Genomic DNA, 16,342 nt, shown 5'->3' with positions numbered 1-16,342 from the left:
TCCCTCCGCTTCGCTGCGGGATGACAACCAAACGATTACTTGCTGTAAAGTTCGACGATCAGCTGCTCATTGACCGGGAGCTGGATATCTTCGCGCTTCGGCAGAGAAAGAACCTTGCCCGAAAGATTGTCGCGGTTGATATCGAGCCAGGTTGCGGCGCGCTGGCCGCTTGCGAAGTTCTTCGCCTCTTCGAGGACGACGATCGACTTCGAGCCTTCGCGAATCGCGATCTCGTCGCCAACCTTGCACTGGAAGGACGGGATGTTGACCTTGCGACCGTTGACCTGAATGTGGCCGTGACGAACGATCTGGCGGGCCTGACGGCGGCTCAGAGCAAAGCCAAGACGGTAGGCGATGTTGTCCAGGCGGGTCTCAAGCTGCTGGAGCAGGAGCTCGCCGGTGACGCCGGTCTTGTTCGATGCCTTCTCGTAGTAGGCGCGGAACTGCGTCTCCAGCGTGAAGTAGATGCGCTTCGCCTTCTGCTTCTCACGAAGCTGAAGACCGTAGCCGACGACCTTCTTCTGCTTCTTCGACTGGCCGTGCTGTCCTGGGGGGAAGTTGCGCTTCTCGACGGGGCACTTCTCGGAGAAGCACTTCGCGCCCTTGAGGAAGAGTTTGGTGCCGTCGCGGCGGCAGAGGCGGCAGACGGGTCCTGTGTAACGTGCCATAACTTTCTTGTCTCCTGACTTCGGGTGTCGATCGTTTTACGCGCTGGCTGCGCTTCATCGCGATCCATTGTTAGTTGTCGGTTCTCGGTGTTCAGTTCTCAGTTACCGACAACTGAGAACTGACGCCAGAGAACACTTCTTATACGCGGCGGCGCTTCGGAGGACGGCAGCCGTTGTGCGGGATCGGCGTAACGTCGCGGATCGAACGCACCTCGATACCGGCCGAGGCGAGCGCGCGGATGGCCGACTCGCGGCCCGAACCGGGGCCCGAGACGCGCACATCGACCGAACGCAGACCGTGCTCGCGGGCAGCGTTGGCAGCGCCAACGGCAGCCTGCTGCGCAGCGAACGGGGTCCCCTTGCGGGAGCCGCGGAAGCCGAGCGAGCCCGAGCTCTTCCAGCTGAGCGTATTGCCTGTCTGGTCGGTGATCGTGACGATGGTGTTGTTGAATGAAGCCTGGATGAAAACCAGACCGAACGGAACGTTCTTCCGCTCGCGCTTCTTGAACTTCTTGTTCTTGCCAGCCTTGCCGGCAGTCTTCTGCTGAGTCTTCGCCATGGCTTATTTCGTCGCTTTCTTCTTACCGGCGACGGTGCCCTTGCGAGGACCTTTGCGGGTACGAGCGTTGGTGTGGGTGCGCTGGCCGCGGACGGGAAGCGAACGGCGGTGACGAAGACCACGGTACGACTGAATTTCGATCAGGCGCTTGATGTTCAGCGAGACGTCCTTGCGGAGGTCGCCTTCGATCTGGCCTTCCTGCTCGATGACGTGACGGATGCGGTTCAACTGGTCCTCGTCGAGCGTTGCGATCTTGGCAAACGGATCGACATCCGCCTTGGCCAGGATCTTCGCAGCGCGCGAGTCGCCGATACCGAAGATATAAGTGAGTCCGATGCGTACCTGCTTGTTGTTCGGTACGTCGACTCCAGCAATACGTGCCATTTGAGTCCTTATCGTTATGCGCCGGAAGCTTCGCCACGGAGCGGGTTGATGTTTCGGCTATGTCCGCGGGGTTCATCGCACGCCTTGACTTCGGCGAACTAGCCCCGCGGGGGGCCGGATGCTGGAGACGGATGACCCGCCTCCGGTTGCTGAATCTTAGCCCTGACGCTGCTTGTGCTTGGCGTTCTCGCAGATGACGCGAACCACGCCGCGGCGGTGGATCACCTTGCACTTATCGCAGATCTTCTTTACTGACGCACGAACCTTCATTACTTCTCCTAAAACAGCCGTCAGCCCCTAGCTTCTAGCTATTAGCCAGAGGCCATTTGCTGCAAGCCTGATTGCCTGATTCCAATTTGTTTCCAGCTAGAAGCCAATGCCAAAAGCCAGAAGCTGCTTTCCGTCTACTTGTAGCGGTAGACAATGCGGCCGCGGTTGAGATCATACGGGCTGAGCTCAATCGCGACACGGTCGCCGGGGAGGATGCGGATGAAGTTCTTACGCATACGTCCGGAGACGTGCGCCAGGGCCTGATGCTTGTTCTCAAGCTCGACCTTGAACATCGCGTTGGGCAGGGTCTCAACGACCACTGCCATTACCTCAATTGCATCTTCCTTCGACAAACGATCTCCTTGTACATGAGCGCACGGCATACCGCACACAGCATCTTTTATGATACCTCAGATTTTGGCCTTGATCGCTAAATAATAGCGCCGATTTAGCGGGTAAGCACCACAGGGCCGTCTTTGGTGATGGCTACCGTATGCTCGAAGTGAGCGCTATAGCTCCCATCCACGGTCACGGCAGTCCAACCGTCCTTCAAAACCTTCACTTCGGGGCCGCCGGCGTTGATCATCGGCTCAATCGCCAGCACCATCCCAGCCTTTAGCCTTGGTCCTTTGCCCCGTGTGCCAAAGTTGGGAACCTGGGGGTCCTCGTGCATGCTGCGGCCGATCCCGTGGCCGACAAACTCCCGTACTACGCCGAAACCTTCGGCTTCACACATCTCCTGCACTGTCGCGGAGATATCGAAGAGCCTCCCCCCCACCTGGCACTGCTCAATCGCTGCCTCAAGGGACGCTTTTGTCACATCGAGCAGCTTCTGTGTCTTCTCGGAAGGCTTTCCGATGGAATACGTTACGGCGGCATCTGAATAGAACCCGTCGATGATGACGCCACAATCGATCGAGAGAATGTCGCCGTCTTTCAGCACTCGCTTCGCATTCGGCATCCCGTGGACAACCTCTTCGTTGATCGACGTGCACAGGGCAGAAGGATATCCGTGGTACCCCTTGAAGGCCGCTTTGCCGCCAAGTTCGGCGATCTTCTGGACTGCGATCTCCTCGAGATCCATCGTCGAGGCGCCAGCGACGACATGAGACGCAAGCGCGTCATGAACCTTCCGAAGAGCGATCCCGGAGATCCGCATCTTCTCGATCTCCTGCGGCGTCTTGATCATGATCGCCATCGATCAGGCTCCAATTCCGCGAAGCTGGCGAAGCGACGATTCAATGCTGGCTGTAACCTCTTCGACCGGGCGATCACCGTCGACCTCATGAAAGCGGCCCTGCTTGCTGTAGTGCTCGATCACGGGGGCAGTGAGCGAGTTATACGCCTTCATGCGCTCGGTAAAAGCGGCCTCTGTATCGTCGGACCGGTGCTGCAGCGAAGAGCCGTCGAGGTCGCAGATGCCTTCCTGCTTCGGAGGCTTCGAGTAGGCATTGTAGATATGCTTGCACTTCGTGCAGATGCGACGGCCAGTGATGCGCTGGAGAAGCACCTGCTCATCGACGCGGATGTTCACCGCGATCAAAGGCAGTGCAACCGCGCCGACACTCTGTTCCAGAGAGATCAGGTGTGCATCGAGCCACTCAGCCTGGCCAAGCGTACGCGGATAACCGTCGAGAATGTAGCCACGCTTGACATCGGGCTGCGTAAGACGGGCTCCGACCATGTCGTTGACCATCTGATCGGGAACAAGCTGTCCCTGGTCCATCAGTCCTTTGGCAGACTTGCCGAGTTCAGTGCCACGGGAGATGTTGTCGCGCAGGATGTCGCCGGTGGAGATCTGCGGGATACCATAGCCGACCATCAACAGTTGCGCCTGTGTTCCCTTGCCAACGCCGGGGGCACCCAGAAGAAGCACCGGCCCAGGCAGAAATACATCTGCCGGGGCCGGAGAATGTGCGGATTCAGAGGTCAACGTTGCCACTTCCCTACCAGCTCTTGCGTCCACGGATACGACCACTCTTCGGGGTGAAGCCGTCGTAGTGGCGCATGATAAGTTGCGATTCAACCTGCTGTACGGTATCCATCGCGACACCCACAACGATCAGCAAACTTGTGCCGCCAAAGTAGAAGGTTACGCCCAGCCCGTTGGTCATCCAGCTCGGCAACTTGTCGAAGACGGGACCAATCAACCAAAGATGATTGAAATGGATACCGCTGATAATGAGCTGAGGAATGATCGAGATAATAATCAGGTACAGCGCGCCAACCAGCGTGATGCGGGTCAGGACATCATTGATGAAGTCGGCCGTGCGCTTCCCGGGGCGAATGCCTGGAATGAATCCGCCGTACTTGCGCATGTTGTCGGCGATGTCGTCCGGACGAAAGACGATCGAGATATAGAAGTAGGCGAAGAAGACGATCGCCACCATGTACAGCAACTCGTACCAGGGCTCACCTGGAGCAAGATACTGAAACAGGGGCCCAAAGATCTTGGTATCCCGCAGAGGCCCGCTGCCGAAGAAGCTCATGCCGGAAAAGAGCAGAGGAGCCGAAAGAATGGAGCTGGCGAAGATAACCGGCATCACGCCGCCCGAGTTCACCTTGAGCGGAAGATGGGTCGACTGTCCGCCCATCATGCGACGGCCGACGATCCGCTTGGCATACTGGACAGGGATACGGCGCTCGGAGCGCTCAACGTAGACGATGAAGGCCACCACGGCGATCATGCCGACAACCAGGATCGCGATAGCTACGGGTGTAAATGCCCCCCATGCAGCAGTTTCAAACTTTTCGTACAGCTCCTGAATGCCTTTTGGCAGGCCGACAACGATGCCGGTAAAGATCAGCAGCGACATGCCGTTGCCAATACCACGCTCGGTGATCTGCTCACCCAGCCACATGATGAAGGCCGTTCCCGCAGTGAGCGTCAGAACGCACATCGGGATGAAGTAGCTGCGAGGAATCGTAACCATCGACGCACCGGTCGATGTATTGGTCAGGGTCAGCGCAATCGTGAACGACTGCACGATACCTAGCAGCACAGTGACATAGCGCGTCCACTGGGTGATCTTGCGGCGGCCAAGCTCGCCTTCCTTCTGCAGCTTCGCCAGCGGCTCATAGATCACCGTGAGCAACTGAAAGATGATCGACGCCGTGATGTACGGCATGATGCCAAGGGCGAAGATCGTCAGCTTGCGCAGGTTGCCGCCCGAAAACAGGTCGACAAGCCCAAGCGCCGAGCCGGAATTCTGGTTGAAGAACTCAGCCAGCATACTGCCGTTGATGCCGGGGGTGGGAATGTGCGATCCCAGACGATAGACAGCCAGCAACGCAAGCGTGAAAAGAACGCGCTTGCGGAGGTCTGGGATACGGAAGATGTTTGCGAACTTGTCGAACATCGGAGAGCGGGACCTCGGGGGTGAAGCGGATGATTCCGGGTGAAACGGCGATGCGAGGGACGCCTCCCTCGCCTGCCAGAATTTTACATGCTGTCAGCCTTAGCCGATCACAACGGCCTTGCCGCCAGCCTTCTCGATCGCTTCCTGGGCGGTCTTCGAGAACTTGTGCGCGTGCACCGTCACAGCGACCTTGATCTCTCCGTTGTTCAGAACCTTGATGAGTCCATTGCGCTTACGGAGAAGGCCGAGGGATACGATCTTGTCGAGGGTGAACTCGGTCACCTTGGACGCTTCGTTGATTTCAGCGATACGATCCAGGCCAAGTACGGTGTACTCTGTGCGGAAGATATTGGTAAAGCCGCGCTTGGGAAGACGGCGGTGCAGCGGCATCTGACCGCCTTCAAAGCCGCGCATCAGGCTGGAGCCCGAACGCGATCCCTGGCCCTTGTGGCCGCGGGTCGAGGTCTTACCCATGCCCGAGCCCATACCGCGGCCGACACGCTTCTTGTTGCTATTGGCCTTTGCAGGGGCCTTCAGATTGGAGAGATTACGAATTGCCATTGCTTCCTCGCTATAACGCCGGGAGGTTTCTCCCGACTCGCATTTTGGGATTGGGTTTTAAACCAATCGATTAAGAGTCGACAACTCCACCCTACTCGACAACGCGGACGAGGTGGGGGATCTTGGCGACCATGCCGCGGATGGACGGCGTGTCCTCGCGCTCGACGATCTGGTTCAGACGGGTAAAGCCGAGGCCCTTGACGACGAGCTTGTGCTTCTCCGGCGTGGCGATCTTCGAACGGAAGTATTGCAGCTTGATTTTGGCTTTGGTTTCGGCCATTGCTAAACTCCTCTGACTCTTCTTCAAAAAACTTGCTTACAGCTCTTCTTCAGCCTTGCCGCGCAGCGCCGCGACATCGGCCTTGCTGCGAAGCTGGATAAGAGCGTCGAAGGTGGCCTTGATCACGTTGTGCGGGTTCTTGGTGCCGATGGACTTGGTCAGGACGTTCTGCACGCCGGCCGAGGTCATCACTGCGCGAACCGTGCCTCCGGCGATGACGCCGGTACCTTCGGGGGCGGGCTTCAGCATGACCTGGCCTGCGCCATAGTGGCCCAGAACCTGATGCGGAATCGTCGTCTCGGTCAGGTTCACCTTGAAGAGGTTCTTCTTGGCGGCCTCGATACCCTTGCGGATGGCCTGCGGAACTTCCTTGGCCTTGCCTGAGCCGTAGCCGACAACACCCTCCGCCGGATCGCCAATGACGACCAGCGCGGCAAACGACATGTTTTTACCGCCCTTGACGACCTTGGTCACGCGGTTGATGCTGACCACCTGGTCCTTCAGGTTGAGCCGGTTCGCATCGATCTTTTTCTTTGTTGCCATAATGTCTCATCCAGCTTTCTGGCGGCCCACTCCGGGGCGCCGTTCAACAAACTTTTAGAACTCCAGGCCGGCTTCGCGAGCTGCGTCGGCCAGCGCCTTGATGCGACCGTGGTAGAGATAGCCGCCGCGGTCGAAGACCACCTTCTTGATGCCCTTCTGCTGCGCGCGCTCGGCGATCAACTTGCCCACTTCGACGGCCGCTGCCACGTTGCCGCCGGTTTTCTTCGTCTCACCCTTCTTGGCGAGCGTGGAAGCCGATGCGATCGTGACGCCGGAGGCGTCGTCGATTAATTGCGTATAGATGTGATCGAGCGAACGGTAGACGTTCAGGCGCGGACGCTCCGCTGTGCCGGACATCTTCTCACGGATGCGCGTGTGGACGCGCTTGCGGATAACGTCGCGTTTGCGAGGAGTAATCATCGTTTGTTTTCCTTCCTAACAGCGTCGCCAGAGTGCCGGCGACGTTCGGTTTTGTACTGCAAATCAGGGAACAGGGACCGGAGGCAGACTTCAGAGCTTCCTCAACCTTGCTGGGCAAGCTCCTGGCCCAGCCTCCGGTTCCTAACTTGCGGCTTACGCCAGGGCCTTACTTAGCGCCCGTCTTGCCAACCTTCTTCTTCAGCTTCTCGCCGGTGTAGCGGACGCCCTTGTTCTTGTACGGATCGGGCTTGCGCAACGCACGCATATCGGCGGCAACCTGGCCAACCTTCTGCCGGTCGATACCGGAGATGGTCAGGTGCGTCTGCTTCGGGTCGATCGCGACCTCGATGCCGGTTGGCAGCGGAAACTCGATCGGGTGCGAGTAGCCGAGGGTGAACACGACGACCCCCTTGCCCTTCATCTCGACGCGGTAACCGATACCGACGATGTCGAGTTCCTTGGTCCATCCAGCAGTAACACCCTGCACCGCATTGAAAACCAGGGCGCGGGCGAGACCGTGAAATGCAGCCTGCTTGTCGTTCTCGCGCTCGGTGACGATAGCGCCATCCTTCTGCACAAGCGTGATACCGGCTGGGAGCAGCGCGGTGACCTTGCCCTTGGGGCCTTCAACCAGAACGGTGTTGCCGTTGACGGTGTACTTAACACCGGCGGGTACGGGAATCGGCTTTTTGCCAATACGAGACATTTCAGAATCCTTTGAGCGGCTTGCGAGTCGCGAAGCTGATTGCCGTCATCTTCGTTCCACTGCAGCCTGCGGCAGTTTCACTGCCGGGTGTTACATAAAGCCAAGAACTGCAAAAGCTGGCGACTACCAGACTTCGCAGAGAATCTCACCGCCAACGCCTTCGCGACGTGCCTGACGGCCTGTCATGACACCCTTTGGAGTGGTCATGATCGAGATGCCGAGGCCGCCCTGAACGCGGCGGATCTCGTCGCGGCCAACATAAACGCGGCAGCCGGGACGCGAGACACGCTGCAGATCACGGATCGCCGCCTCATTATTGGTGCCGTACTTCAGGTAAACGCGAATGACCTTCTGGCCGTTCTCTTCCGTCGCCTTGTAGTTGGCAATGTAGCCCTCGTCCTTCAGGATGCGGGCGATCTCGGCCTTCAGCTTTGAGGCCGGAACGTCGAGCTTCTGGTGACGGGCGCGGATGGAGTTACGGATGCGGGTCAGAAAGTCTGCTACTGGATCGGTGAGGTTCATTCATTCTCCTTCATCCCCCGTTCGCTCGCAGACGTACCTCATGCGAGAACCAGCGGGAATGTCTTGTTGCCTGCTTGTTTTGCGTTCCAGACGTCTGCACCCTGAACCTTGGCTCGAATGAGGTCTCTGGAGCGGGCGTGCGGACAAAAACTCCGTACGCGGCTAGCGATTTTATTGTATCAGCTTACCAGCTCGACTTCACGACGCCCGGAATCTCTCCCTTGAGAGCGAGCGAGCGGAAGCAGAGACGGCAGACACCGAACTTCCGAAGGTAGGCGCGAGGACGGCCGCAGAGCTGGCAGCGGTTGTGCTTGCGGGACTTGAACTTCGGCTTGCTTGCGTCTTTGACGCGCTTTGCTGTAGTTGACATAACCTTTACTCTCTATCCTTCAAAAACCTGTTTAGGGCCGCCAGGCCGGGACCGATGCCGTTACGCTCCCTGACGGAAGGGCATACCGAAGCCGCGCAGAAGGGCGCGAGCGCCGTTGTCGTCCTGAGCGGTGGTCACGATGGTGACGTTCATGCCCTTGAGCTTGTCGACCTTGGCATAATCGATCTCGGCGAAGATGAGCTGGTCGCGAAGACCGAGCGTATAGTTGCCGCGGCCGTCGAAGCTCTTGGACGATACGCCGCGGAAGTCGCGAACGCGCGGAAGCGCAATCGAAACCAGGCGATCGAGGAACTCGTACATCGCATCGCCACGGAGAGTGACCATCGCGCCGATGGGCATACCCTCGCGAACCTTGAAGGCTGCGATCGACTTCTTGGCCTTGGTGGTCACGGGCTTCTGACCGGTGATCGCCGCAAGATCGGCCACCAGCGGATCCATGATCTTGACGTTCTGGGTCGCTTCGCCCAGGCCCATGTTGACGACGATCTTCTCCAGCTTCGGAATCGCCATCACGTTCTCGATGTTGAGTTCCTTGGCGAGCGCCGGTTTGATCTCTTTCTCGTACTTCTCTCTGAATCGCGATGCCATCTTCTTCTTCGCTTTCTCCACGGTTCCGGGTTGGCTTATGCCGTCTACCGTTTCGTGGGGTGAACCTTGGATTCTTGTTGCAACTACAAACTTCCGAAATGCTACTTCTTCGACTTCTTCTCGGCGATCGCGTTTCCGCTCACCTTCGAGATGCGGACCTTCTTGTCGCCCTCAACCCTTGATCCAACGCGGGTCTTGTTGCCTTCGCTGTCGACCAGCATCACATTCGAGATGTGGATCGGGGACTCCTGCTCGGCGATACCGCCCTTGATGTTGCGCTGCGGGTTCGGCTTCACGTGCTTCTTGACGATCATCACGTGCTCGACCAGAACGCGGTTCTTGTCCGCGATGACGCGAAGAACACGACCGCGCTTACCCTTGTCTTTGCCTGCAATCACTTCGACGGTGTCGTTGCGCTTGATCTTGATGCCTGCCATAAATTACCTCTCCTGCCCTCGGCGGTCTGTCGGAGCCGGAATCCGCTTGATGTCGCCGCACGAAATTGCGGCGAAAAACTAGATGACCTCAGGTGCGAGCGAGACGATCTTGAGGAACTTCTTCTCGCGAAGCTCGCGGGCCACGGGACCGAAGACGCGGGTTCCGACCGGCTCCATCGCATCGTTGATCACCACAGCCGCGTTCTGATCGAAGCGGATATAGGTCCCGTCCTTGCGGCGATACTCTTTGCGGGTACGCACGATCACGGCTTTTACGACCTTGCCCTTCTTGACCGTTCCGTCCGGCGAAGCCTCTTTGACTGCGGCCGTGACGACATCGCCCAGGCCGGCCTTCTTGCCGAGACCGCCACCAAGGGGCAGGATCACCTGCAGCTTGCGCGCGCCGGAGTTGTCGGCCACGTCAAGGATTGTTCTCATCTGTACTGACATCGTTCATCTCCTGGTGATGCGGCCAGGGATTCTATCATCCCCTGGCTTTGAGTCTCATATACTTCCCAGTGCGCAGATCGGCAATGGACCGCGCCAACAGAACTTACTTGGCTTCAGCGGCAGGAGCCTTCTCATCGGCCAGCGCCAGCGAGCTTCGGCGGACGATCTCTTCCAGAGACCAGCGCTTCAGCTTCGAAAGCGGGCGGGCCTCGCGGATGCGAACCACGTCGCCCACGCGGGCCGAGTTCTGCTCATCATGCGCGTAAAACTTCTTGTTCGACTTCATGACGCGCTTGTACTTGGGGTGCGCCTTGCGCATCTCGATCTCGACGACGATAGTCTTCTGCATCTTCGTCGAGACGACCAGGCCAACCTTCTCGTTACGACGGGAGGCGGTCTGCTCGGCGGCTTCAGTCTTATTTGTGTCTGCCATGGCTTAGTCCTTCTTTGCTTTCTTGCGAGTGCTCTTTGCGGGAGCTGCGGAAACAGCGGCAACGGGCTTGACGGTTCCCAGCTCGCGCTCGCGGGCGACGGTCTTGATGCGGGCGACGTCCAGCTTCAGCGTCCGCAGCTTCTTCAGACCCTCAGTATTGCCGAGGCTCTTCTGAAAGCGGATACGGAAGATCTGCTCTGCCGCCTTGGTCTGCTCGCTCTTGAGCTCATCGTCACTGAGGTTACGAATCTTTTCGAGTTCCATGTGTCTCTTCCTTGAAACAAATCTCTCTTACTTGGCTGCAACCGTAGCTGCAACGTCGTGGCGCTGCACAAAGCTGGTCTTGAGCGGCAGCTTGTGAGCGGCCAGACGCATAGCCTCTTTGGCCATCTCCGGGTTGACGCCTTCCATCTCGAACAGAATCCTGCCCGGGCGAACAACGCAGACCCAGTGATCGGGAGCGCCCTTGCCCTTACCCATACGGGTTTCGGCCGGCTTCTTGGTGATCGGCTTGTCCGGGAACAGACGCAGCCACACTTTGCCGCCACGCTTGATAAAGCGCGTCATCGCGATACGGCTGGCCTCAATCTGGCGGTCGGTAATGTAACCGCACTCCATGACCTTCAGGCCGTAGTCACCGAACGAAAGATCGGAGCCACGCCACGCCTTGCCGGTCATCCGGCCGCGCTGCTGCTTGCGATACTTCACCTTCTTAGGCATCAACATAACGAAAACCCCTGGCTGTTAGCTGCTAGCTTCTAGCCTTCGCCAGATCTAGCTGAAATTCAAAACTTCGTTTACGACGTGAAGACGCCCGCTGTCGTTCCCTGCTCGCGACGCTTCTTCTGCTCGTAGATATCGCCGCGATAGACCCATGTCTTCACGCCGATGATCCCGTAGGTCGTCTTCGCCTCGGCAAAGCCGTAGTCGATGTCGGCGCGGAGCGTGTGCAGCGGCAGACGGCCCTGCAGATACCACTCCGAGCGCGCGATCTCGTTGCCGTTCAGGCGCCCGGAGACGCGGACCTTGATCCCCTTGCAACCGAAGCGCAGAGCGGAGTCAACCGACTTGCGCATCGCGCGGCGGAAGCTGACGCGCTTCTCGAGCTGCAGAGCGATGTTCTCGGCAACCAGCTGAGCATCGAGCTCAGGCTTGTTGACCTCGAGGATGTCGACGAACACCTCGCGATTGGTGCGCTTTTGAATGTCGGCCTTGAGCTTGTCGATCTCGGCACCCTTGCGGCCGATGATGATGCCCGGACGCGCGGTGCGGATAATCAGGCGCAGCTTGTTGCCGGGACGCTCCACCTCGACCGAGCTGACGCCGGCGGCCTTGAGCTTGTCGCGCAGCTCCGCCTTCAGCTTCACGTCCTCGACCAGCAGCTTGTCATAGCCGCGTTCGACGAACCAGCGCGACTTCCACGGCTTGTTGACGCCGAGGCGAAACCCATACGGATGGACTTTCTGTCCCATAGCTTCCCTTTACTCTCCGCTCCTGCCGGTTGAGCCGGCGGGCGATGCTCCAAAACTTCTATTTTACTCAAAGCAGACGCTGAAAGTTCGCTTACTTGGCGGCTTTCTTTGTCGCTGGCTTCTTTGCGGCGGCTTTCTTGGCCGGGGCCTTCTTCGCCGCGGTCTTGGTGGCCGTCTTCTTCGCTGCCTTCTTCGCCGGAGCTGCCACCGGCTCCTCGGTCACCGAAGCGGCAGCAGCCTTGTTCTTCTCGGCCACGGTCACAACGATGTGGGCGAGCCGGCGCTGATAGCGGAAGGCGCGTCCCATCGGGGCAGGCCGGATGCGCTTCATACGAGGACCTTCGTTCGCCACGGCCGACTTGACGTAGAGGTTGTCCACGTCGACATCCAGACCCTGCTCCTGCGAGAGGTAGTTCGCGTTCTGGATCGCCGAGCGCAGAACCTTCTCGACCACCGGCGCAATGCGCTTGTTGTTGAAGTGGACCGTGTTGATCGCCTGCTCCACGCGGAGCCCTTTGATCAGGTCCAGGACGAGCTTCGCCTTCTGCGGGCTGGTGCGCTGGAACTTTGCCTCCGCGCGGAACTCTCTTGTCTTCTCTGCTACCTTTGCCATGACTTTCAGTCCTTAGAAACTAAACAAATGCTTATGTCGCTGACCGTTTTATTTCGGCTTTGCCGCGGTCTCGGTCTTGGCGGAGTGGCCCTTGAAGGTGCGGGTCGCCGCGAACTCGCCGAGCTTGTGGCCGACCATGTTCTCGGTCACGTACACGGGGATGAACTTGCGGCCGTTGTGTACCGCGATCGTGTGGCCGACGAAGTCCGGGTGGATGGTCGAACGGCGCGACCAGGTGCGAAGGACCTTCTTGTCGTTCGTCTGGTTCATGACATTGACCTTCGTCATGAGATGGTCGTCGATGAACGGACCCTTTTTGGTAGAACGTGCCATGTGCTAGCTCCGAATCTCTAAAAATCTGTTTACTTGCTGCGGCGGTTCACGATGAACACGTCGGTCCGCTTGTTGTTGCGCGTCTTGTATCCGCGAGTCGGCTGACCCCACGGCGTCACCGGATGACGTCCGCCTGAGGTCTTACCCTCACCACCGCCGTGCGGGTGGTCGACCGGGTTCATCGAGACACCGCGGTTGGTCGGGCGAATGCCCTTCCAGCGATTGCGTCCGGCCTTACCTACACTCACGTTTTCGTGATCGGTGTTGCCTACCTGGCCGACAGTCGCCATGCACTCAACGAGCACCTTGCGGGTCTCGCCAGAGGGCAGCTTCAGGAGAGCGTAATCGCCTTCCTTGGCAACCAGGTTCACCTGGGCCCCGGCCGAACGCGCCATCTGCGCGCCCTTACCGGGACGCAGCTCGATGTTATGCACGATCGTACCGACCGGGATGTTCTTCAGAGGAAGAGCATTGCCAACCAGGATGTCGGCCCCGGGACCGCTCATGATGGTCTGGCCAACCTTCAGCCCAATCGGCTGCAGGATATAGCGCTTCTCACCGTCGGCATAGCTGACCAGCGCGATGCGTGAGCTGCGGTTCGGGTCGTACTCAATGGTGGTCACCGTCGCAGGAATTCCGTACTTGTCGCGCTTGAAGTCAATCAGGCGCAGCTTCTTCTTGTGACCGCCGCCGTGATGGCGCATGGTCAACGCGCCGGACGAGTTGCGTCCGCCGGTGCGCTGCTTGACGGCGAGAAGCGGCTTGTGCGGCTTGTCGGTCGTCAGGTCATCGTTAACCAGCTTCGTCGTGAAGCGGAGTGATGGAGTAATCGGTCGAAATGATTTGATCGGCATCGTCTTCTTTGCTCCTAGCCTTTACACCCGAGCTAGTGTCGAAACTTCAAACTTGGTTCAAACCGATCCATACTTTTGCGAATCGGCTGTGGACGACAGTGCTTACAGACTGTCGAGATACTCCGGCATCTTCTCGCCATCCTTCAGGCGAACATAAGCCTTCTTCCAGTCGGGGCGATAGCCGGCGAACTTGCCACGGCGGCGCTCCTTGCCCTCGACGGTCGCAGTGCGGACCGCGGAGACCTTCACCTTGAAGAGGGTCTCGACAGCCTGCTTGACCTCGGTCTTGGTCGCATTCTCGGCAACCTCAAACACGAGAGTATTCTGCGTCTCCTTGATGCCCATCCCCTTCTCGGTGATCAGGGGACGGCGAATGACGGTATAAAGGGTCGGCATTACGCGACCTCCTTCTGCGAAGCCTTACGCTTCGAAACATACTTCTTCAAGGTCTCCTGAAGGGCCTCGATGGCATCCTTCGAGAAGACTGCGTGCTCATAGCGCAACAGGTCGTAGGGATGAACCTCGGAGCTCAGAACCAGCTCAACACCCGCCAGGTTGCGCGAACCGAGATAAAGCTTCTCGTCGAGCTTCTTGCTGGTCTCAACCAGCAGAGTCGTCTTACCCGCCTCAAGCTTATCGAGAGCCTGACGGAAGAGCTTCGTCTTCGCCTCGGGAACCGAGAAGGAATCGACGACCGTGAACTTGCCCTCGGAGATCTTTGCCGTAATGGCAGAGCGAAGAGCGCCCATCAGCTTCTTCTGCGGGAACGCATAGTCGTAGCTGCGAGGCTGCGGTCCGTGAACCGTACCACCGCCACGCCAGAGTGGAGTGCGGATCGAGCCCACACGAGCGCGGCCCGTGCCCTTCTGCTTCCACAACTTCTTGCCTGCGCCCGAGACGAGCTTGCGGTTCTTGGTTGCGGCAGTTCCCTGGCGTAAAGAAGCGCGATAATGCTTTACCGCCTCCCAAAGAAGCGCGTCGTTCACCTCACCGGCGAATACGGAGTCAGCAAGTTCGAACTCACCGACCTTCGTCCCTCCGAGATTGACTACGTTGATGTTTGCCATCGTCCTTCAGTTCTCTTTCTGTGCGGCCGTCAATGCGGCGCGCCCTGACTTTGTTCGTCTGCTTTACCGGTCTATTCCCCGAGCAGAGGTCTTACCGTTCATCCCGCTATTACTTCTTCTTGGGCGAAGCCTTCTTCGAAGCCTTCAGCGGGTCAAGCGTGGTTGCGCCGGCGAAGCCACGACGCTCGCGCGGCGGAGCCTTGGCCTTCGAGATCAGCACGTATCCATCGCGGGGTCCGGGAACCGCACCCTCAACCATCAGCAGGTTCTCGTCGAGATCGATGCCGCGGATGCGGAGGTTGCGGACCGTCACCTGATCGTGTCCCATATGTCCGGGCATGCGCTGGCCTGGGAATACGCGCGAAGGGAACGACGATGCACCGATTGAGCCCTGCACCTGGAACATGTGACCGTGCGACTTTGGGCCACCGCCGAAGTTATGGCGTCGAATAACGCCTGCGAAGCCGCGGCCCTTCGATGTTCCGATAATGTCGACGAACTTCTCGTCGGAGAATATGTCGACCAGAATGCGATCGCCAGCCTTGACACCGTTCGACTCCTCACCAGCAGCGGGGGCCTCGACAGCGACTTCCTTCAGCACGCGGACAGGAGGAACGTTCGACTTGGCGAAGTGGCCGGTCATGGCCTTGTTCACCTTTGAGGCCTTCACGAAATCGACATAGCCAATCTGGGCGGCGTCGTAGCCGTCCTTCGCCAGGGTCTTGAGCTGCGTGATGACGCAGGGGCCAGCCTTCAGAACGGTGACGGGGTGAACCTCTCCCTTGTCATCGAACAGCTGGGTCATACCGATCTTCTTACCGAGAATTCCTGATACTGACATCTTCTTTTCCTTTCCTCATCATGCCTGGGCCTACCGGGCACTGTAGGTGATCCTGAAAACCTGTTACTTCTGAACCGTCTTGATTTCGACATCGACGCCGGCAGGGAGGTCGAGTTTCATCAGAGCGTCCACCGTCTGCTGCGTGGGCTCGAGAATGTCGATCAGGCGCTTGTGCGTGCGGATCTCGAAGGCCTCGCGTGACTTCTTGTCGACGTGGGGCGAACGCAGAACGCAGTACTTGTTCTTCATCGTCGGCAGCGGAATCGGCCCTGCGACCTGTGCGCCAGTGCGCTTTGCCGTCTCGACGATCTCTCCGGTGGAGGTGTCGAGCACGCGGTAGTCATAAGCCTTCAAACGAATCCTGATTCTCTGTCCTGCCATCGTCTTCTCTCTTTTCTTTACGCAAAGAACTTGTCAGAGTCGCCGCCCGCCTTCAGCGGGCGGCGCTCGTATTTACTTAATAATCTCGGAGATGGTTCCCGCGCCGACGGTGCGACCGCCTTCGCGGATAGCGAAGCGGAGGCCCTTCTCCATGGCCACCGGGGTGTGCAGCGTGATCTCCAGCTGGATGTTGTCGCCCGGCATCACCAT

At 58.7% G+C, this 16,342-nt stretch carries 30 protein-coding genes; all 30 read right to left on the bottom strand.

Annotation, left to right across the window (positions count from 1 at the left end; translation table 11 throughout):
• Window positions 1-35: 35 nt before the first annotated feature.
• Window positions 36-668: a 30S ribosomal protein S4 gene (gene rpsD, locus JSS95_16095; GenBank protein ID MBS1801334.1), complete on the bottom strand. Its 633-nt coding sequence runs from the start codon at window positions 666-668 to the stop codon at window positions 36-38.
• 139 nt (window positions 669-807) lie between these two features.
• On the bottom strand, window positions 808-1,227 hold the full coding sequence (gene rpsK / locus JSS95_16090) for a 30S ribosomal protein S11 (GenBank protein ID MBS1801333.1): 420 nt from the start codon (window positions 1,225-1,227) through the stop codon (window positions 808-810).
• A gap of 3 nt (window positions 1,228-1,230) precedes the next feature.
• Entirely contained in the window at window positions 1,231-1,611 is a 381-nt protein-coding gene (rpsM, locus tag JSS95_16085; protein ID MBS1801332.1) for a 30S ribosomal protein S13, read from the bottom strand.
• Window positions 1,612-1,767: 156 nt separating this feature from the next.
• Window positions 1,768-1,881 (bottom strand): 50S ribosomal protein L36, encoded by a 114-nt coding sequence (rpmJ, locus tag JSS95_16080; protein ID MBS1801331.1) that lies wholly within the window; start codon window positions 1,879-1,881, stop codon window positions 1,768-1,770.
• 134 nt (window positions 1,882-2,015) lie between these two features.
• Window positions 2,016-2,234 (bottom strand): translation initiation factor IF-1, encoded by a 219-nt coding sequence (infA, locus tag JSS95_16075; GenBank protein ID MBS1801330.1) that lies wholly within the window; start codon window positions 2,232-2,234, stop codon window positions 2,016-2,018.
• Between the two features lie 95 nt (window positions 2,235-2,329).
• Window positions 2,330-3,079 (bottom strand): type I methionyl aminopeptidase, encoded by a 750-nt coding sequence (gene map, locus JSS95_16070; GenBank protein MBS1801329.1) that lies wholly within the window; start codon window positions 3,077-3,079, stop codon window positions 2,330-2,332.
• Between the two features lie 3 nt (window positions 3,080-3,082).
• Entirely contained in the window at window positions 3,083-3,814 is a 732-nt protein-coding gene (locus tag JSS95_16065; protein MBS1801328.1) for an adenylate kinase, read from the bottom strand.
• Between the two features lie 13 nt (window positions 3,815-3,827).
• Window positions 3,828-5,240, bottom strand: coding sequence for a preprotein translocase subunit SecY (gene secY / locus JSS95_16060; GenBank protein MBS1801327.1), 1,413 nt, complete (start codon window positions 5,238-5,240; stop codon window positions 3,828-3,830).
• A gap of 99 nt (window positions 5,241-5,339) precedes the next feature.
• Window positions 5,340-5,801, bottom strand: coding sequence for a 50S ribosomal protein L15 (gene rplO, locus JSS95_16055; GenBank protein ID MBS1801326.1), 462 nt, complete (start codon window positions 5,799-5,801; stop codon window positions 5,340-5,342).
• Window positions 5,802-5,892: 91 nt separating this feature from the next.
• Window positions 5,893-6,081: a 50S ribosomal protein L30 gene (gene rpmD / locus JSS95_16050; protein ID MBS1801325.1), complete on the bottom strand. Its 189-nt coding sequence runs from the start codon at window positions 6,079-6,081 to the stop codon at window positions 5,893-5,895.
• Window positions 6,082-6,117: 36 nt separating this feature from the next.
• Complete coding sequence (rpsE, locus tag JSS95_16045) at window positions 6,118-6,624, bottom strand: 30S ribosomal protein S5 (protein ID MBS1801324.1); 507 nt, start codon at window positions 6,622-6,624, stop codon at window positions 6,118-6,120.
• Window positions 6,625-6,678: 54 nt separating this feature from the next.
• Window positions 6,679-7,044, bottom strand: coding sequence for a 50S ribosomal protein L18 (gene rplR / locus JSS95_16040; protein MBS1801323.1), 366 nt, complete (start codon window positions 7,042-7,044; stop codon window positions 6,679-6,681).
• A gap of 166 nt (window positions 7,045-7,210) precedes the next feature.
• Entirely contained in the window at window positions 7,211-7,750 is a 540-nt protein-coding gene (gene rplF / locus JSS95_16035) for a 50S ribosomal protein L6 (protein MBS1801322.1), read from the bottom strand.
• Window positions 7,751-7,873: 123 nt separating this feature from the next.
• Window positions 7,874-8,272: a 30S ribosomal protein S8 gene (rpsH, locus tag JSS95_16030; protein MBS1801321.1), complete on the bottom strand. Its 399-nt coding sequence runs from the start codon at window positions 8,270-8,272 to the stop codon at window positions 7,874-7,876.
• Between the two features lie 184 nt (window positions 8,273-8,456).
• Window positions 8,457-8,642 (bottom strand): type Z 30S ribosomal protein S14, encoded by a 186-nt coding sequence (locus JSS95_16025; GenBank protein MBS1801320.1) that lies wholly within the window; start codon window positions 8,640-8,642, stop codon window positions 8,457-8,459.
• A gap of 60 nt (window positions 8,643-8,702) precedes the next feature.
• On the bottom strand, window positions 8,703-9,251 hold the full coding sequence (gene rplE, locus JSS95_16020) for a 50S ribosomal protein L5 (GenBank protein MBS1801319.1): 549 nt from the start codon (window positions 9,249-9,251) through the stop codon (window positions 8,703-8,705).
• 101 nt (window positions 9,252-9,352) lie between these two features.
• Window positions 9,353-9,679: a 50S ribosomal protein L24 gene (rplX, locus tag JSS95_16015; protein ID MBS1801318.1), complete on the bottom strand. Its 327-nt coding sequence runs from the start codon at window positions 9,677-9,679 to the stop codon at window positions 9,353-9,355.
• Between the two features lie 87 nt (window positions 9,680-9,766).
• Window positions 9,767-10,138, bottom strand: a complete 372-nt coding sequence (gene rplN, locus JSS95_16010; protein ID MBS1801317.1) for a 50S ribosomal protein L14 — start codon at window positions 10,136-10,138, stop codon at window positions 9,767-9,769.
• Window positions 10,139-10,241: 103 nt separating this feature from the next.
• Window positions 10,242-10,571, bottom strand: a complete 330-nt coding sequence (gene rpsQ / locus JSS95_16005) for a 30S ribosomal protein S17 (GenBank protein MBS1801316.1) — start codon at window positions 10,569-10,571, stop codon at window positions 10,242-10,244.
• Between the two features lie 3 nt (window positions 10,572-10,574).
• Window positions 10,575-10,835: a 50S ribosomal protein L29 gene (rpmC, locus tag JSS95_16000; GenBank protein MBS1801315.1), complete on the bottom strand. Its 261-nt coding sequence runs from the start codon at window positions 10,833-10,835 to the stop codon at window positions 10,575-10,577.
• Window positions 10,836-10,862: 27 nt separating this feature from the next.
• Window positions 10,863-11,297: a 50S ribosomal protein L16 gene (rplP, locus tag JSS95_15995; GenBank protein MBS1801314.1), complete on the bottom strand. Its 435-nt coding sequence runs from the start codon at window positions 11,295-11,297 to the stop codon at window positions 10,863-10,865.
• A gap of 71 nt (window positions 11,298-11,368) precedes the next feature.
• Entirely contained in the window at window positions 11,369-12,043 is a 675-nt protein-coding gene (gene rpsC, locus JSS95_15990; GenBank protein MBS1801313.1) for a 30S ribosomal protein S3, read from the bottom strand.
• A gap of 91 nt (window positions 12,044-12,134) precedes the next feature.
• The gene (gene rplV, locus JSS95_15985) at window positions 12,135-12,656 is read right to left on the bottom strand and encodes a 50S ribosomal protein L22 (GenBank protein MBS1801312.1); all 522 of its coding nucleotides are present in this window, start codon (window positions 12,654-12,656) and stop codon (window positions 12,135-12,137) included.
• A gap of 48 nt (window positions 12,657-12,704) precedes the next feature.
• Entirely contained in the window at window positions 12,705-12,989 is a 285-nt protein-coding gene (gene rpsS, locus JSS95_15980; GenBank protein MBS1801311.1) for a 30S ribosomal protein S19, read from the bottom strand.
• Between the two features lie 29 nt (window positions 12,990-13,018).
• Window positions 13,019-13,843: a 50S ribosomal protein L2 gene (rplB, locus tag JSS95_15975; GenBank protein ID MBS1801310.1), complete on the bottom strand. Its 825-nt coding sequence runs from the start codon at window positions 13,841-13,843 to the stop codon at window positions 13,019-13,021.
• Window positions 13,844-13,945: 102 nt separating this feature from the next.
• The gene (locus tag JSS95_15970) at window positions 13,946-14,239 is read right to left on the bottom strand and encodes a 50S ribosomal protein L23 (protein MBS1801309.1); all 294 of its coding nucleotides are present in this window, start codon (window positions 14,237-14,239) and stop codon (window positions 13,946-13,948) included.
• On the bottom strand, window positions 14,239-14,910 hold the full coding sequence (gene rplD / locus JSS95_15965; GenBank protein ID MBS1801308.1) for a 50S ribosomal protein L4: 672 nt from the start codon (window positions 14,908-14,910) through the stop codon (window positions 14,239-14,241). The genes JSS95_15970 and rplD overlap by 1 nt, the downstream gene beginning before the upstream one ends.
• A gap of 109 nt (window positions 14,911-15,019) precedes the next feature.
• On the bottom strand, window positions 15,020-15,751 hold the full coding sequence (gene rplC, locus JSS95_15960; GenBank protein MBS1801307.1) for a 50S ribosomal protein L3: 732 nt from the start codon (window positions 15,749-15,751) through the stop codon (window positions 15,020-15,022).
• Window positions 15,752-15,814: 63 nt separating this feature from the next.
• Window positions 15,815-16,132: a 30S ribosomal protein S10 gene (rpsJ, locus tag JSS95_15955; GenBank protein MBS1801306.1), complete on the bottom strand. Its 318-nt coding sequence runs from the start codon at window positions 16,130-16,132 to the stop codon at window positions 15,815-15,817.
• A gap of 72 nt (window positions 16,133-16,204) precedes the next feature.
• The coding region (tuf, locus tag JSS95_15950; protein ID MBS1801305.1) for an elongation factor Tu at window positions 16,205-16,342 on the bottom strand (138 nt) is incomplete at its 5' end.

It is taken from the genome of Acidobacteriota bacterium (genome assembly GCA_018268895.1).
Lineage (GTDB): Bacteria > Acidobacteriota > Terriglobia > Terriglobales > Acidobacteriaceae > Edaphobacter.
The sequence above is the reverse complement of the archived record's forward strand: the minus strand, read 5'-3'. Positions and strand labels throughout refer to the sequence as shown.

What these genes read in the sequence shown, in the direction of transcription:
- rplV (MBS1801312.1), bottom strand. Translation starts at nt 12,656, where the DNA reads ATGGCAAAGGTAGCAGAGAAGACAAGAGAGTTCCGCGCGGAGGCAAAG.
- rpmJ (MBS1801331.1), bottom strand. Translation starts at nt 1,881, where the DNA reads ATGAAGGTTCGTGCGTCAGTAAAGAAGATCTGCGATAAGTGCAAGGTG.
- rplR (MBS1801323.1), bottom strand. Translation starts at nt 7,044, where the DNA reads ATGATTACTCCTCGCAAACGCGACGTTATCCGCAAGCGCGTCCACACG.
- rplF (MBS1801322.1), bottom strand. Translation starts at nt 7,750, where the DNA reads ATGTCTCGTATTGGCAAAAAGCCGATTCCCGTACCCGCCGGTGTTAAG.
- rpsS (MBS1801311.1), bottom strand. Translation starts at nt 12,989, where the DNA reads ATGGCACGTTCTACCAAAAAGGGTCCGTTCATCGACGACCATCTCATG.
- rpsE (MBS1801324.1), bottom strand. Translation starts at nt 6,624, where the DNA reads ATGGCAACAAAGAAAAAGATCGATGCGAACCGGCTCAACCTGAAGGAC.
- JSS95_16025 (MBS1801320.1), bottom strand. Translation starts at nt 8,642, where the DNA reads ATGTCAACTACAGCAAAGCGCGTCAAAGACGCAAGCAAGCCGAAGTTC.
- rpsM (MBS1801332.1), bottom strand. Translation starts at nt 1,611, where the DNA reads ATGGCACGTATTGCTGGAGTCGACGTACCGAACAACAAGCAGGTACGC.
- rpsK (MBS1801333.1), bottom strand. Translation starts at nt 1,227, where the DNA reads ATGGCGAAGACTCAGCAGAAGACTGCCGGCAAGGCTGGCAAGAACAAG.
- secY (MBS1801327.1), bottom strand. Translation starts at nt 5,240, where the DNA reads ATGTTCGACAAGTTCGCAAACATCTTCCGTATCCCAGACCTCCGCAAG.
- rplD (MBS1801308.1), bottom strand. Translation starts at nt 14,910, where the DNA reads ATGGCAAACATCAACGTAGTCAATCTCGGAGGGACGAAGGTCGGTGAG.
- rpmD (MBS1801325.1), bottom strand. Translation starts at nt 6,081, where the DNA reads ATGGCCGAAACCAAAGCCAAAATCAAGCTGCAATACTTCCGTTCGAAG.
- rpmC (MBS1801315.1), bottom strand. Translation starts at nt 10,835, where the DNA reads ATGGAACTCGAAAAGATTCGTAACCTCAGTGACGATGAGCTCAAGAGC.
- rpsJ (MBS1801306.1), bottom strand. Translation starts at nt 16,132, where the DNA reads ATGGCAGGACAGAGAATCAGGATTCGTTTGAAGGCTTATGACTACCGC.
- rpsD (MBS1801334.1), bottom strand. Translation starts at nt 668, where the DNA reads ATGGCACGTTACACAGGACCCGTCTGCCGCCTCTGCCGCCGCGACGGC.
- rplE (MBS1801319.1), bottom strand. Translation starts at nt 9,251, where the DNA reads ATGGCATCGCGATTCAGAGAGAAGTACGAGAAAGAGATCAAACCGGCG.
- rplC (MBS1801307.1), bottom strand. Translation starts at nt 15,751, where the DNA reads ATGTCAGTATCAGGAATTCTCGGTAAGAAGATCGGTATGACCCAGCTG.
- rpsQ (MBS1801316.1), bottom strand. Translation starts at nt 10,571, where the DNA reads ATGGCAGACACAAATAAGACTGAAGCCGCCGAGCAGACCGCCTCCCGT.
- rpsC (MBS1801313.1), bottom strand. Translation starts at nt 12,043, where the DNA reads ATGGGACAGAAAGTCCATCCGTATGGGTTTCGCCTCGGCGTCAACAAG.
- rplP (MBS1801314.1), bottom strand. Translation starts at nt 11,297, where the DNA reads ATGTTGATGCCTAAGAAGGTGAAGTATCGCAAGCAGCAGCGCGGCCGG.
- rpsH (MBS1801321.1), bottom strand. Translation starts at nt 8,272, where the DNA reads ATGAACCTCACCGATCCAGTAGCAGACTTTCTGACCCGCATCCGTAAC.
- JSS95_15970 (MBS1801309.1), bottom strand. Translation starts at nt 14,239, where the DNA reads ATGCCGACCCTTTATACCGTCATTCGCCGTCCCCTGATCACCGAGAAG.
- map (MBS1801329.1), bottom strand. Translation starts at nt 3,079, where the DNA reads ATGGCGATCATGATCAAGACGCCGCAGGAGATCGAGAAGATGCGGATC.
- rplN (MBS1801317.1), bottom strand. Translation starts at nt 10,138, where the DNA reads ATGTCAGTACAGATGAGAACAATCCTTGACGTGGCCGACAACTCCGGC.
- rplO (MBS1801326.1), bottom strand. Translation starts at nt 5,801, where the DNA reads ATGGCAATTCGTAATCTCTCCAATCTGAAGGCCCCTGCAAAGGCCAAT.
- rplB (MBS1801310.1), bottom strand. Translation starts at nt 13,843, where the DNA reads ATGCCGATCAAATCATTTCGACCGATTACTCCATCACTCCGCTTCACG.